This window comes from Xanthomonas sacchari (assembly GCF_040529065.1).
Classification (GTDB): Bacteria; Pseudomonadota; Gammaproteobacteria; order Xanthomonadales; family Xanthomonadaceae; genus Xanthomonas_A; species Xanthomonas_A sacchari.
Window position 1 is genome coordinate 3746342 of the sequence record NZ_CP132343.1, and the last position, 15065, is coordinate 3761406.

Below are 15065 nucleotides of genomic sequence, written 5' to 3' on the forward strand. Positions count from 1 at the left end.
GACGCAGACGCGTCAAGCCTTCGTCGCGCGACCCAAGCGCATCGGGCTGCCGCATTAGCGCAATAGATTTACTCGCGCCGCAACTCGCGCCCGATAGATAGAGGCATTCGACACCCACGTCGTCGCCCATCGGCGCAAACGGCGGGCAGCGAAATACGCTGCCGCTGTGTCGCGACGCTGTGCCTGCAATAAATGGCATGGAAACTGCAATGCAGTCCACGCCCGACATCCCGGCACTGCCGGAGGGTCGACGCGATGTTGCGTGACCTGGGGCCATACCTGAGCAAGCCGATGCGGCGCATTTTGTGGAAATCATTCCGCATAAATAAGCGTGAGCCGCATCACAAGTATGAACCGATTGATTATTTGTCAACAGTGGCCTGTTGCGATTCGCGTAATGTGGAATCGCCTGAACGGCAGGCAAAAAATCCCTTATGGGGAAGGATCTGATTATGTGGAAAACTTCCAAATTCGCGACGCTTTCGGGCATCGCGCTTTGCTCTGCGCTGGCGTTCAATGCCTCGGCGCAGAGTTGCTGCCCGGGTGGCGGTGTCGGCACGCCGATCGCCATCCGCGGCCTGGGCGAAAGCGCCCCGGCGGCGACCAATCTGTCCACCAACGCGTCGGCGCGCATCTACCAGTTCGAGCGTAATGGCGTGACCTACCTGCAGATCAACGACGCCACCGGCCAGGTGCGCGGCGCGATCGGCCGTGTCGGCGACACCGCCTGGGTGACGCCGATGGGTCAGGACGTGGATCGGGTGAGCACCGTCGACACCTTCGACAGCAGCCGCGGCACCGTGGTCTACGATGCGCGCTACTTCACCGTGCAGTTGGCCAGCAGCGCCAACGGCGACGTCTGGACCGTGACCATCAAGAAGTAACCGGCTTTTGCAGGGGCTCTGAGATCAGGAAACTGATCTTTCGCTCATGACGGCGCCGGCAGGTGCCGTCATGAGCCTTCAACCGGCTCGCCAGCTCCCAGTCCATCTCGTCGGCGCTGTGCTGTTTGCGGCCGCTGCCCGGCATGGTCGTATCGGCTTCCAGCGTCACCACCACGCCGCGCTTGCCGCGCGCCGACCAGACCCGCGCCGTGATCGTGTGCCGGCCCGCGTTGGGCAGGATTTCCATGGCATTGAGCACGCACCGGTACGCCGCCAGTTGCAGGCCAATCGACAGCCGCCGCGTATCGCCGTGCAGGCGCGCCTCGACCTCGGTCTCGCAGGCATTGGCGAAGGCGATGGAATTCAGCGCGCCGTACAGGCCGTGGGTTTCGATATCCAGCGGATACAGTGCGGCGACGTAATCGTCCAGCAATTGCGCCTGGATCACCCCGGTGCGGTTCATTTCCATCGCCGCGGCGTAGTGGCCGTGCTCCTTCAGCGTGGTGGCGATGTCGCGGCGCAGCTTGTTGATATGCACGTGGATGTCGGTGTACTCGATCACCCGGTTGCGCAGGGTACGTTCGGCCGACATGTAGCTGGCTTGGGCGACCTGCAGCGCCTCCCTTTCGGCAAAGCCGAAACGTTGCACTTGATCGAAGGCCACGGACAACTTGGCGCCGAGGGAAGCGAGTGCGGTCACCGCAAAGGCGACCAACAATTGCACCTGCAATGAGTCCGCGTCGTAGGCACCGGCATAATTGGTCTTCGGCATGGACATGGCCACCGCGAAGTTGGCCATCACCACGCCGATCGCGGCGCCTCGCCAGGCATGCTTGAAGGTCAGCCAGACGGCCGGCGCAATCATGAGAACCAGGAGGAACTGGCGCAGCACGCCCTCCACCTGCATCGCGACGCCGAACAGGACGCCCATCAGCAGCGCGGCGACGCCTGCGCTGTGCAGAACCGTCCTTCGCGCAGCCGCATCGCCCTCTGCTCGCCTGACCCACAGCAGCGCGGGGAAGACGAACATGACGATACCCAGATAGAAACCGATCCAGAACTTCAGCGTGTTTTCCAGATTGATGTAGGCCGCCGGCCCACCCAGCAGCCAGTTGACGCCCTTGTTGACGAGCACCGCCCACAACGCTGCGCACAGGCAGATCAGCGGCAGCCAGCTCTGCTCGACCCGGAAATCCGGAAGATTGCGCCGGACCATCCACGGCAGCAGCGCGAAGGCGGGCATCAGCAGGAACGAACTGCCGTACACCCAGACCGGATTTGCGCCGCCCTCCTCGATCATCGGCACGCGCATGCTCAACAGCGCCGCCGCATCTCCCAGGAACACGTAGGGCCAGAGCCGATACGGGAGAAACAGCAGTGCTGCCGTGCGCAGTCCGATCGGCAGGAACCACTGATCCAGAGAGCAGTGCCACACGGCCAGATAAGCCGCGCAGTACAAGGCGCTCAGGAGGATTCCTCTAGCGAAAGTCTTCAGTCTAGCCATGCCCCTGTCCCGGCAGGACACCAATGGGCGCAAACATACACCACGGAATGGGCCGAAACAGTAGACAGATAACGTCCACCATGCGCTGTAATGTCTTTCCTGACAGGGAGTTGCGTGCGGGCACGGTTCGCTGCGACCTCCATCCCAGTCGTGCTGTCGGGGAGCGACATCCGAGACCGCGTTGCGGCACCGCCGACGCAGCCGATTGCGCGATGATCGTCACCCGCCAGGCCAGGTCGCTCCCTCGGCCGGCGCGGTAGGCGTGACCGGTGCGACCGGGTTCCGCCACTTCCGCCATATGCGGCTGAGTGGATCCGGGCAGCGCCACACCGAGCGCCTGCCGGCCGCCGCGTCGCCGCTGCGCCCCGCCACACCGATTTGCCGACAAAAGCCCCGATCGGCGACACTCCAGGCTTCCTTGTTCTGCGATCCTGAATGCATCACGACACCAGTCTCATCGACATCATCGCGGTCGGGCTCGCGCTCGCCTTCGTCCTCGGCACGCTCGCCCATCGCCTCAAGCTCTCGCCGCTGGTCGGCTACCTGGTGGCAGGCATCTGCGTGGGGCCGTTCACGCCGGGCTTCGTCGCCGACCAGGCCCTGGCCACCCAGTTGTCGGAACTGGGGGTGATGCTGCTGATGTTCGGGGTGGGGCTGCACTTCTCGCTCGAAGACCTGATGGAAGTGAAGTGGATCGCGATCCCCGGCGCGCTGGCGCAGATCGCGGTCGCCACCCTGCTCGGCTGGGGGCTGGCCTGGAGCATGGGTTGGCCGACCCTGCACGGCCTGGTGTTCGGCCTGGCGCTGTCGGTGGCCAGCACCGTGGTGCTGCTGCGGGCGATGGAGGAACGGCGCCTGCTGGAAACCCAGCGCGGGCGCATCGCGGTCGGCTGGCTGATCGTGGAGGACCTGGTGATGGTGCTGGCGCTGGTGCTGCTGCCGGCGCTGGCCGACGCGCTCGGCGGCAAGGGCGCCGACACCGGGGCGATCCTCGGCGCGCTCGGCGTCACCCTGCTGAAGATGGCCGCGTTCGTAGCGGTGATGCTGGTGGTCGGCCGCCGCGCCATCCCGTGGGCGCTGGAGAAGGTCGCCGCGACCGGCTCGCGCGAGCTGTTCACCCTGTCGGTGCTCGCGATCGCGCTGGGCGTGGCGTTCGGCTCGGCCACCTTGTTCGGCGTGTCGTTCGCGCTGGGCGCGTTCTTCGCCGGCATGCTGCTGAAGGAATCGGAGCTGAGCCACAAGGCCGCCAACGACTCGCTGCCGCTGCGCGACGCCTTCGCGGTGCTGTTCTTCGTCTCGGTGGGCATGCTGTTCGACCCGCATATCCTGGTCGAGCATCCGTGGCAGGTGCTGGCCACCTTCCTGACCATCACCGTCGGCAAGTCGCTGGCCGCGTTCGTGATCGTGCGGGCGTTCGGCCACCCCACCGGCATCGCCCTGACGATCTCCACCAGCCTGGCGCAGATTGGCGAGTTCTCCTTCATCCTCGCCGGCCTCGGCGTGAGCCTGGCGATCCTGCCCGAGACCGGCCGCGACCTGATCCTGGCCGGCGCGCTGCTGTCGATCATCGCCAACCCGTTGCTGTTCAGCTGGCTGGACCGCTGGCAGGCGCGCCAGGCGGTGGAGGCGCCGGTGACGGTGGAACCGGAGCTGCCGCCGGGTCCGTCGCTGGATCTGGTCGACCACGCCATCGTGATTGGTTACGGCCGGGTCGGCAGCGCGCTGGCGGCGGTGCTGCGCGAGCGCGGCGTGCCGGTGCTGGTGATCGACGACAACCGCGACCATGTCGAACGCGCCCACGCCGACGGCATCCCCGGCATCCGCGGCAGTGCCGCCGCCGACCGCGTGCTGGCCGAGGCGCATCCGGAGAAGGCCAAGATCGCGATCCTGGCGATCCCGCAGCCGCTGGAGGCCGGCGAGGCCCTGGCCAAGCTGCGTGCGCTGAATCCGGCGCTGACCCTGCTGGCGCGGGCGCACAGCGATGCCGAGGTCAAGCACCTGCTCGACCACGGCGCCGACGGCACGGTGATGGCCGAGCGCGAGCTGGCCTATTCGCTGGCGGAAATGGTGATGGCGACGCCGCCGTACCGGGGGATGCGCGCCGTCGCGCGCTGAGGCCTTTAGCGCAGGGATTGGGGATTAGGGATTGGGGATTCGCAAAAGCGGCTCCTCTTCGGCGAGTGAGTCGCAGCGAAAAGCGCGGTAGCGCACAGAAAGCGTCTACGGCGGCCGTGAAGCCCTGCAGCGAATCTTCTTGATAAGCATTCTCGTTTGCGGCAGGATTGCGCTCCCTTCCCCAGTTCCGCTCGCCCTCCCCCATGGCCTGCAAGATCGGGTTGCTCAACTCCGTGCCCAGTGCCCTGCTGTGCGAGATGTTCGGGCATGTCGGCTACGACTTTGCGGTGCTGGACCTGGAACACGTGCTGCGCTCGCCAGCCGAGCTGGAACACGCCATCCGCGCCTGCGAGCTGGGCGGCTGCGAAGCCTGGGTGCGGGTGCCCGAGGTCGACGCCAAGCTGATCGGCCGGGTGCTCGACGCTGGCGCCCGCGGCGTGGTCCTGGCCGGGCTGGACAGCGCCGAACAGGCCGAGCGCGCGGTTGCCGCCGCGCACTTTCCGCCGCACGGCCGCCGCGGCATCACCGGTGGCCGCGCCACCGGCTTCGGCAGCGTGGCCCTGGCCGACTACATCGCCCGCAGCCGTGAGCGCCTGCGCGTGATCCCGATGATCGAAAGCGCCGCCGGCGTGCGCGCGCTGCCGCAGATCCTGCAGGTGCCTGGCGTGTCGCTGGTGATGGAAGGCGCGTTGGACCTGGCGCTGGACCTGGGCCTCGGCCCGCAGCCCACCCACCCGCAGGTCTGGGAGCAGTTGCTGGCGATCGACGGGGCCTGTCGCGCCGCCGGCATTCCGTTCTGCCCCAATCCGCGCGACGCCGCGCAGCGCGCGCACTGGCTGGCGCAGGCGGACCTGCAGTGGCTGTTCGCCGGCGAGGACCGCGCGCTGCTGCAGGCCGCGTTGCGCCAGCGCGCGGCCGACCTGCGCAGCCCCTGACCGTTTCGTTCCTGTTGGAGTCGTCGTCTTGATCGCTTCGCTTTCCCCTTCGCTGCTGGCCGTCGCCCTCGCCGCCGCCATGCTCGCTCCCACCAGCGTGCGCGCCGAGGACACCCCGCCCGACGCCGACGCGCAGGCGCGGATCCGCCAGCTCGACGCGGTGCAGGTGCAGGGCAGCCTGCTCGGCCGCTCCACCGTCGAGGACGTGCAGCACTACGCCGGCAGCCGCCAGGTGATCGACAACGTGCAACTGCGCACCGGCGCCAACCGCTCGCTGGACGATGCCCTGCAGAAGGTGCCGGGCATCAAGGTGTTCGACGAGACCGGCACCGGCGCGCTGCCGCAGATCATGCTGCGCGGCCTGTATGAAAGCCGCAGCGGCCGCGTGCAGGTGCTGGAGGACGGCATTCCGCTGGCGCTGGCGCCGTACGGGCAGACCAGCCTGTCGCTGTTCCCGGTCGGCCTGAACCAGATCGACCGCATCGACATCGTGCGCGGCGGCGCCGCGGTGCAGTACGGCCCCAACAACGTCGGCGGCGTGATCAACCTGATCAGCCCGGACATCCCCACCACCTGGACCACCACGCTGGGCCAGAAGGTCACCGCCGGCGGCGCCGGGCATTACCTGGGCGACACCGCGATCAGCACCGGCGGCTACGCCAGCGACACGTTCGGCCTGCAACTGGACGCCAACTGGACCAAGGGCGACTACTGGCGCGAGCACAGCGCCACCGACATCAAGAACCTGCGCCTGCGCGCGGAATGGTGGCTGGCGCCGGACAAGCTGCTCAAGGCCAGCGTGCAGCGCTATGTCGCCGACATGGACATGGCCGGCGCCTTGTCCGTCGCCGACTACCTGCGCGATTCCCGCCAGTCGACGCGGCCGCTGGACGAATTCACCGGCCGCACCACGCGCGCCTCGCTGGTCTACCAGCAGGACTTCGGCGACGTGGGGCCGTTCCAGGACCTGCGCCTGGACTGGAGCAATTTCAGCGCGCGCAGCAGCCGCAACTTCATTGTCGGCATGCGCTCGGCGTCCAGCGAGACCTGGCGCCCCGACCTGCCGCCGCAACTGCGGCAGAGCGCGCCACGCGATTTCCGGGTCTATGGCAGCGAGCCGCGGCTGAGCTGGACGATGGGCGACGGCGCTGTGCGCCAGCAGTGGACGTTGGGTGCCCGTGCGATCAACGAGGACATCGACTTCCTGGTCGGCAACACCCGCCTCAGCGACGGCCTGTACACCCTGGTGCGCGACTGGCGCTTCAAGGACCGCGGCGCGGCGGCCTACGTGAGCGACGCGATCGCGTTCGCCGACGGCCGCGTCACCGTCACCCCCGGCCTGCGCTACGAGCAGGTCGATTCGCGCTACTACAACCTGGCCAGCGGCGTGCGCACGCGCAACAAGACCGACGACGTGCTGCCCGGCCTGACCCTGGGCTTCCAGGCCACTCCGACGTGGTACCTGTACGCCGACGGCCAGCGCTCGCTGCGCGCGCCGCAGGTCACCCAGATCATCTTCGGCGACAACCTCGACGCCGAACTGGCCTGGAACTACGAGGCCGGCGCGCGCTACCAGCCCAACGAACGCACTCGCGTGCAGTTCGGCGGCTACCTGATCGACTTCGACCAGCAGATCCAGCTCGACAACACCACGCGCACCTATCGCAACCTCGGCAAGACCCGCCACCAGGGCGCCGAAGTGGAAGTGCAGTGGAGCCCGGCGCAACTGCGCGCGCTGACCCTCAACGCCGGTTACGCCTACCTGGACGCGCGGCAGGAATCGGGCGTGTACGACGGCAATCGCGTGCCCTACACCTCGCGCAACCAGCTCACCCTCGGCGCGTCGTACCGGCCCGAATCCGGTCATACCACCGTCGCCGTTTCCAGCTATTACTTCAGCCGCGCCTTCAGCGATGCGGCCAACACCGTGCAGGAGAACGCGATCGCCTCGGTCGGCGAACTGCCCTCCTACTGGGTGTGGAACGCGCAGCTGAGCCAGGTGCTCAGCGAAGGCGCCAGCGGCAAGCTCAGCGCGTCGCTGGCGGTCAACAACCTGTTCGATCGCAAGTACTGGTACCGCGGCATCGACACCAGCCCCTGGGGCCGGCAGCCGGCGCCGGGCCGCAGCGTCACCGTCGGCCTCGAGTACACGTTCTGATCCATCCCGGCGTCGGACGACGACGCCGGACGCCGCACCACCGCGCGCCAGCACGGCGCGCCGCCGCCCGCGGGAGACGCGGGCCAGTGCAACGGACGCAGCCGCGTCCTTCCCGTACCCAGCGCACGCCCGATGCGATGCGCCAGGCAACCACGCGACCCTGCCGCAGCCGCGGCGCCTGCCTCCCGTGTCCGCCTCTGCGCGGCCGCGCCGGCGGCGTGCGTGCGCCTGCGCCCGACGAGACCCGCACATGACCCCGCACGACGCTCCCCTGCTGATCCTCAGCCACGTCTGCCACCCGGCGGTGACCGATGGCTTCCTCCCCGCCGCGCAACGCCTGGGCGTGCCGGTGCTGCTGCTGACCGACCACCGCCACGCCCACCTCGAGCACTTCCGCCGCCATCCGCCGGCCGCACCGGTGCAGGTGCTGGAGTGCGACGTGTTCAATCCGCTGGGTGTGCTCGACTTGCTCGGCAGCCTGCCGCAGCCGCCGCGCGCGGTGTTCAGCAACAGCGATCACCTGCAGACCAGCGCCGCCGTGGTCGCCGCCGCGCTCGGCGTGCCCGGCAAGGATTGGCAGGTCTGCTACGCGGCCAAGAACAAGGCGGCGATGCGCCAGCGGCTGCGCGCGCTCGGCCTGCCGACGCCCTGGTTCTGCAGCCTGGCGCCGGGCGCGCAACCGCCGGCGCAGGCGCCATGGCCGCTGATCGCCAAGCCGCGCGAAGGCGTGGCGAGCCTGGACGTGCGCCACTGCGCCGACGCGACGGCGCTGCAGACCTACCTCGATGATTTCTGGCAGCGCCACCCGCAGCGCAGCGTGCTGCTGGAAAGCATGCTTGAGGGTCCGCTGTTCACCCTGGAAACGCTCGGCGACGGGCGCAGCCTGCAGCCGATCGGCGGCTTCGACGTGCAACTGTCGGCGCCGCCGCATTTCGTCGAATGCGAAGCGCGCTGGCGCGGCGCCACCGACACGCCGGTGCTGCAGCAGGCGCTGGCGCAACTGCAGGCGTTCGGCATCGGCTTCGGCGTGTGCCACAGCGAGTTCATCCTGACCGCCGACGGCCCGGTGCTGGTGGAGATCAACTACCGCAGCATCGGCGACGGCCGCGAGTTCCTGCTCGACCGCCTGTTCGGCGGGCACTGGTTCGACAGCGTCCTCGGCCTGCACCTGGGCCGCCCGCTGCCGACGCTGCAGGCGCGCCGCACGCACGCCCTGGTGCGCTACTACGTGGCCGAGCACGACGGCACGCTGGCCGTGGCCAGTGCCGACCACGCCAGCAGCGACGCGCACTGGGAAGCGCGTTACCGGCGCCTGCGGCAACCCGGCGACGCCATCCGCCTGAGCCATTCCAACAAGGATTACCTGGGCGTACTGGACGTGCTCGCCGACACCGAGGTGGACCTGCAGCAGGCGCTGGACGGCACCGAGGCGTCGCTGCACTGGCGCATCGACAGCAGCATCGGAGCGGCCGCATGAGCCAGGACGCCGACCGCCGCTACATCGACCTGCGCGTGATCGACGCCTGCCTGCGCGAAGACCTGCGCGGCATCGTCAGCCGCGGCGCCGCTGCCACCCCGCCGCCGGCGGTGCTCGCCGCCTGGACCCAGGCGCCGCTGCCTACGGACGCCATCTGGTGGCGCATCGCGCACCTGCCCGACGGCGAACTGTGGCTGCCGCTGCGCCGTGCCGGCTACCTGCAGACGGTGAGCGCCTGCAGCGACGGCTGGGTGCTGCACACCGGGCAGCACAGCGCCTGCGAATCCGGCGCGGCGCAGTGGCTGGCGCGGCTGGGCGCCGGGCTCGATGCGGAGACCCAGGCGCTGCACCGCGCCTATGTCGAGGAAGCCGAGTGCGCGGTGCGCCAGCGTGCGTTGGCGCGGCAGGCCTATGCGCAGCAACGGCCGCTGCTGGCCACCGCGCTGGACGCGGCCGACGCGCACGAACGCGCCTACCGCTGCGAACAACTGGCCAGCCACCGCGACCATCCGTTCTATCCCAGCGCACGCGCCAAGCTCGGCCTGGACGACGCCGACCTGCCGCGCTACGCACCGGAATTCGGCCCCAGCTTCGCACTGCGCTGGCTGGCGCTGCCGGCCGCGCAGGTCACCCAGACCACGCCGCCGCCGGCGTTCTGGCCGCGCCCGAGCATGCTCGGCCTGGACCCGGCGTTGGACGCCGACCATGTCGCCTGGCCGCTGCATCCGCTGATCTTCGAACGCCTGGGCGAGGACGGCTTCGCCCTGCCGGCGGGCGCGATCGCCGCGCCGCAGCCGTGGCTGCAGGTGCGGCCCTCGCTGTCGCTGCGCACGGTGATTCCGCTGGCGTTTCCCGATCATCATCTGAAGCTGCCGGTGCCGATGCGCACGCTGGGCGCACTCAACCTGCGCCTGATCAAGCCGTCCACGCTGTACGACGGGCACTGGTTCGAGCGCGTGCTGCGCGACCTCGCCTCGCACGATCCGGCGCTGGGCGAACGCTACCTGCACGTGGACGAGGCGCATGCCGGCCATGTCGGCGAGACCCGGCACCTGTCCTACCTGCTGCGCCGCTATCCAGCGCTGCCGGAGGCGACCCTGGTCCCCGTGGCCGGCCTGTGCGCGCTGCTGCCCGATGGCCGCCCATTGGCCATGCACCTGGCCGAGCGCTTCCATGGCGGCGACCTCACCGCCTGGTGGGACAGCTACCTGGCGCTGATGTGCGAGGTGCACCTGCGGCTGTGGCTGCGCTACGGCATCGCCCTGGAGGCGAACCAGCAGAACAGCGTGCTGATCTACGCCGCCGGCCGTGCGCCGCGGCTGCTGATGAAGGACAACGATGCGGCGCGGGTGCTGCTGTCGCGGCTGCACGCGCAACGGCCGGCGCTGGCCGCGTTGGGCACCCCGCGCGATGCGCGCATCGCGGTGCAGGACGACGCCGCGCTGGCGCGGATGTTCTGCACCATCATCCTGCAGTTGGATCTGCAGGCGGTGCTGGAAGGGCTGGCGGAATGGCAGCCGGGGCTGCGCGCAACGCTCTACGCGCTGCTGCGCGCGCGCCTGCACGGCACCCTTCGCGCGCTGCGCGAAGAAGGCATCGACACCGCGCCGGCGCAGGCGCTGCTGGATGCACCGAAGCTCCCGGTGAAGTACCTGCTCAGCGCCGGCAGCCTGCTCGGCAAGCAGGTCACCGGCGCGGCGGACATCAACAAGTTCTACGGCGACAGCGCGCCCAACCTGCTGCGCGAGGATGCGCTGGCGGCGCGCGCGCTCGCGATCGGGGCGACGCGATGAAGCGCATCCTCGGCCCGGTGCTGGCCGCGCACTACCTGGCGGCCTTCACCGCGCTGGGCATGCCGCTGTTCCTGCCGCAGGTGCTGCAGCAGCTGGCGCCAGGCGCGGCGATCGGCTGGAGCGGCGTGCTCTACGTGCTGCCGACGCTGTGCACCGCGCTCACCGCCAGCGCCTGGGGCCGGCTGGCAGATCGCTACGGACGCAAGCGCTCGCTGCTGCGCGCGCAACTCGGCCTGGCAGCGGGCTTCGCCATGGCCGGCTTCGCGCCGAACCTGGGCTGGCTGGTCGCCGGCCTGGTCGTGCAGGGCGCCTGCGGCGGCTCGCTGGCCGCGACCAATGCCTATCTCAGCAGCCAGTCGCAGCACGGCTCGCTAGCGCGGGCGCTGGACTGGACCCAGTTCTCGGCGCGACTGGCGATGGTCACCGCCCCGGCCCTGCTTGGCCTGGCCACCACGCTGGGCCCGGCGCAGTCGCTGTACCGCTACCTGGCGCTGCTGCCACTGCTCGCCTTCGCGCTGAGCTGGCGCTTGCCGGACGATCCGCCGCGCGCGCCGGCGCCAGTCGTGTCCACGCCCGCGGTGCCGCATGCGGATGCGGCGCAGCGCCGCCAGCGCTGGGCGCTGTGGACCACGCAGTTCCTGTTCTGCTTCGCGATGGTGGTGACCTTTCCCTACTTCCTGCCGTATGCGCAGGCGCACGGCATCGGCAGCAGCGCGGTCGCCGGCCTGCTGTACAGCCTGCCGCACCTGGTCTACCTGGTGCTGATGCCGTGCTGGCGCGGCCGCGACCACCGCGCATCGCCGCTGCCGGCCGGCCTGGCGCTGTTCGCCCTGGCCTGCCTGCTGCAGATGGCACCGCCGACGCCGGGCTGGCTGATCGCCGCGCGGCTGCTGTTCGGCCTGGGCATGTGGATGGCGCTGCGCGGCCTCAACCGCAGCCTGGCCGAGATCGCCGGCGGGCGCGGCGCCGGCCAGTTGTTCGGCCGTTTCGATGCTGCCGGCAAGTACGCCGGCGTCGCCGGCGGCGCCCTCGCCGGCGCCCTGGTGCAAGGCCATGGCCTGGCCGTGCCGTTCCTCGCCGCCGCCGCGGCCGTCCTGCTGGCGCTACTGCCGGCCCTGATGCTCACGTCCGTTCGGAGAACCGTCCATGTCCCCGTTGCCGATGCATGACCCGTGGTACGACAGCCTGGCGCAAGCGCAGGCGATCACTTGCTGGCTCAACTGCTACCTGCGCGAAGTCGCGCTCGGGCGCGGCCTGGCCGACTTCGACTATCGCGGCCTGGACCGGCCCGGCATCGCCGCCGCCGGCGAGCGCTGGCTGCGCCTGCGCCTGCCCTCCGGCGCCACGCTGTGCGTGCGCCTGGCGCATGCCGACGGCCTGGGCCGCTGCCGCTTCGCTTCGGCGCCCTACCTCAAGGCCGACGGGCGTCCCTGGCACTGCCTGGACGCAGAGGCGCTGGTGCGCCGGCTGTTGCAGGAGCTGAGCGAAGGCGAACAGGCGCCGAACCTGGAACTGCTGGCGCAGAGCGCCAACAGCATCGCCATCACCGCGCAGTTGCTGCGCCAGGCCGAGGCCGCCCCGCCCACCGGCGAAGCGCTGATCGACGCCGAGCAGTCGATGCTGTGGGGCCACGCCTTCCATCCCACGCCCAAGAGCCGCGAAGGCGTGCCGTTGGACCAGGTGCTGGCCTGCGCGCCGGAAGCGCGCAGCGCCTTCCCGCTGTTCTGGTTCCGCATTGACCCGCGCCTGTACCGCGCGCAGGGCGATGACGTGCGCGCGACGCTGGCGCAGGCCGGCGGCGGCGCCGACCTGTACCCCTGCCATCCGTGGGAAGCCGAGCGCGTGTTGGCCCATCCGCTGCTGCGCCAAGCGCAGGCGCGCGGCTGGATCGAGCCGCTGGGCGAACGCGGCCTGGCGCTGCGCCCGACCTCGTCGGTGCGCACGCTGTATCACGCCGACCTCGATCATTTCCTCAAGCTGTCGGTGCACGTGCGCCTGACCAACTGCGTGCGCAAGAACGCCTGGTACGAACTGGAAAGCGCGGTGGCGCTGACCCGCCTGCTGGCCCCGGACTGGCAGGCGCTGGCGCAGCGCGTGCCCGGCTTCCACGTACTGCTGGAGCCGGCCGCCACCGACCTGGACTTCTCCGCGCTGGACGCCGATGCGCAGGCCTGCCGCGAACTCGGCGAAAGCTTCGGCGTGCTGTACCGGCAGGCGATCCCCGCGGCGCAGCGCGCGCGCTATCGCCCGCAGGTGGCCGGTGCACTGTTCACCAACGACGCGCGCGGCGAGCCGGCCTGCACCGCCGCGCTGCAGGCGCTGGCGCAACGCAGCGGCAGCAGCCTGGAGGCGGCCACCGCGGCCTGGTTCCGCGCTTACGCACAGTTGCTGCTGGATGGCGTGTGGAGCGCCTGGTTCGGCTACGGCATCGTGCTCGAGCCGCATCTGCAGAACACCGTGATCGGTTGCGAGGACGGCCTGCCGACGCAGGTGTGGATCCGCGACCTGGAAGGCACCAAGCTGCTGCCGTCGCGCTGGCCGGCCGCGCGCCTGCCCGGCATGTCCGAGACTGCACGGCAGTCGCTGTACTACAGCGCCGAACGCGGCTGGAACCGCATCGCCTACTGCGCACTGGTCAACAACCTGGCCGAAGCGATCTTCCACCTCGCCGACGGCCACGACCGCCGCGAACGCCAGCTGTGGCAGATCGTCGGCGACATCGCGCGAACATGGCAGCAGCGTCACGGCACGCAACCGGCACTGCAGGCCCTGCTCGACGGCGCGCCGCTGCCGGCCAAGAACAACCTGCGTCTGCGCCTGCTGCAGCGTGCCGACCGCCATGCCGACTACAGCTTCCTGCCCAACCCGATCGGCAGCGCCGCGCTGCGGCAGGCGGCGGCATGAGCCTGCGCATCGATCCCGCCCCCCTGCACGCGGCGCTGGCGCGGCTGCGCGCACAGGCCGACGGCCCGGTCTGCGCCTACGTCTACGACCTGGCAGCGCTGCAGGCGCATGCGGCGATGCTGCGCGCACAGCTGCCTGCCGAGTGCGAGCTGTTGTATGCGGCCAAGGCCAATGCCGAACCGCCGGTGCTGCGCACGCTGGCGCCGTGGGTGGACGGTTTCGAGGCGGCCTCCGGCGGCGAACTGCAATGGCTGCACACGCATCAGCCAGGCCGCCGGCTGCTGTTCGGCGGCCCCGGCAAGCTCGACAGCGAACTGCAGTTGGCCGCCAGCCTGCCCGACTGCAGCGTGCACGTGGAAAGCCTGGGCGAGCTGCAGCGGCTGGCGCGCATCGCCGCATCGAGGGAGCGGCCGCTGTCGGTCTTCCTGCGCCTGAACATCATGGTGCCGGGCATGCAGGACACGCGCCTGGTGATGGGCGGGCGGCCCTCGCCGTTCGGCCTGGACGTGGACGATCTGGACGCGGCCATGCAGGTACTGCGTGGCGCGAGCGGACTGCGCCTGGACGGCTTCCACTTCCACCTGCTGTCGCACCAGCGCGATGCGCAGCTGCAGTTGCGGCTGATCGCACACTACCTGCAGACCGTGCAGGGCTGGCGCCAAGCCTATGGATTGGGACCGCTGACGGTGAATGCCGGCGGCGGCTTCGGCGTGGACTATGCCGATCCGGCAGCTTCGTTCGATTGGGCGACGTTCTGCGCAGGATTGCCGACGCTGCTGCACACGCATGGCGATGGCCTGCGCCTGCGCCTGGAACCGGGCCGCTACGTCAGCGCCGCCTGCGGCTGGTACCTGATGGAGGTGCTGGACATCAAGCGCAGCCATGGCGCGCAGTTCGCCATCGGCCGCGGCGGCACCCATCATTTCCGCACGCCTGCCGCGCAAGGCCACGACCATCCGTTTCTGGTGCTGCGCGGCACCCAGCCGCCGGTGCTGCGCGATGCGCGGGTGACCCTGGTCGGCCAGCTGTGCACGCCCAAGGACGTGCTGGCCCGCGACCAGCCGGTGGCCGCGCTGGCGCCGGGCGACTGCCTGGCGTTCCCACTGGCCGGCGCCTACGCCTGGAACATCTCGCACCAGCACTTCCTGATGCATCCACCGCCGCAGATGCTGTTCCTCGACGCCGCTGCGCAAGCCGCCGATGCCATGCCGCAGCGCCGCATTGCCGACCCGGCCACCGCCGCGTCATGATCCGCTCGCCCGTGCCGGCACATCCTGCCTGCACACCCTCCGGAG

10 protein-coding genes are annotated in these 15065 nt (G+C 70.0%); 9 read left to right on the forward strand and 1 reads right to left on the reverse strand.

The annotated features are described in order from the left end of the window. Window positions 1–452 precede the first annotated feature (452 nt). Window positions 453–884 carry a hypothetical protein gene (locus RAB71_RS15740; RefSeq protein WP_010344340.1) on the forward strand — a complete coding sequence of 144 codons (432 nt, stop codon included), beginning with the start codon at window positions 453–455 and terminating at the stop codon, window positions 882–884. On the opposite strand, the gene RAB71_RS15745 is transcribed toward RAB71_RS15740, so the two are convergent. Then, window positions 874–2388 carry an MASE1 domain-containing protein gene (locus RAB71_RS15745; protein ID WP_081482010.1) on the reverse strand — a complete coding sequence of 505 codons (1515 nt, stop codon included), beginning with the start codon at window positions 2386–2388 and terminating at the stop codon, window positions 874–876. The two genes, RAB71_RS15740 and RAB71_RS15745, sit on opposite strands and share 11 nt — an antisense overlap. 435 nt (window positions 2389–2823) lie before the next feature. Here RAB71_RS15745 and ybaL point away from each other — a divergent pair, with 435 nt between their 5' ends. The 8 genes from ybaL to RAB71_RS15785 all read left to right on the forward strand — a co-directional run bounded on the left by ybaL (window position 2824) and on the right by RAB71_RS15785 (window position 15020). Further along, window positions 2824–4503 carry a YbaL family putative K(+) efflux transporter gene (gene ybaL / locus RAB71_RS15750; RefSeq protein WP_010344342.1) on the forward strand — a complete coding sequence of 560 codons (1680 nt, stop codon included), beginning with the start codon at window positions 2824–2826 and terminating at the stop codon, window positions 4501–4503. Between the two features lie 203 nt (window positions 4504–4706). Further along, complete coding sequence (locus RAB71_RS15755) at window positions 4707–5438, forward strand: HpcH/HpaI aldolase/citrate lyase family protein (RefSeq protein WP_010344343.1); 732 nt, start codon at window positions 4707–4709, stop codon at window positions 5436–5438. 79 nt (window positions 5439–5517) lie between these two features. After that, complete coding sequence (locus RAB71_RS15760; protein ID WP_050946600.1) at window positions 5518–7596, forward strand: TonB-dependent siderophore receptor; 2079 nt, start codon at window positions 5518–5520, stop codon at window positions 7594–7596. A gap of 250 nt (window positions 7597–7846) precedes the next feature. Next, window positions 7847–9073, forward strand: coding sequence for a siderophore biosynthesis protein PvsA (locus tag RAB71_RS15765; protein ID WP_010344345.1), 1227 nt, complete (start codon window positions 7847–7849; stop codon window positions 9071–9073). Beyond that, window positions 9070–10866 (forward strand): IucA/IucC family protein, encoded by a 1797-nt coding sequence (locus tag RAB71_RS15770; protein WP_010344346.1) that lies wholly within the window; start codon window positions 9070–9072, stop codon window positions 10864–10866. Before RAB71_RS15765 ends, RAB71_RS15770 begins: the two co-directional genes overlap by 4 nt. Continuing rightward, window positions 10863–12035 carry an MFS transporter gene (locus RAB71_RS15775; protein WP_010344347.1) on the forward strand — a complete coding sequence of 391 codons (1173 nt, stop codon included), beginning with the start codon at window positions 10863–10865 and terminating at the stop codon, window positions 12033–12035. Before RAB71_RS15770 ends, RAB71_RS15775 begins: the two co-directional genes overlap by 4 nt. Next, on the forward strand, window positions 12013–13770 hold the full coding sequence (locus RAB71_RS15780) for an IucA/IucC family siderophore biosynthesis protein (RefSeq protein WP_010344348.1): 1758 nt from the start codon (window positions 12013–12015) through the stop codon (window positions 13768–13770). The genes RAB71_RS15775 and RAB71_RS15780 overlap by 23 nt, the downstream gene beginning before the upstream one ends. Beyond that, window positions 13767–15020 (forward strand): type III PLP-dependent enzyme, encoded by a 1254-nt coding sequence (locus RAB71_RS15785; protein WP_010344349.1) that lies wholly within the window; start codon window positions 13767–13769, stop codon window positions 15018–15020. Before RAB71_RS15780 ends, RAB71_RS15785 begins: the two co-directional genes overlap by 4 nt. The last annotated feature ends 45 nt before the right edge of the window (window positions 15021–15065 follow it).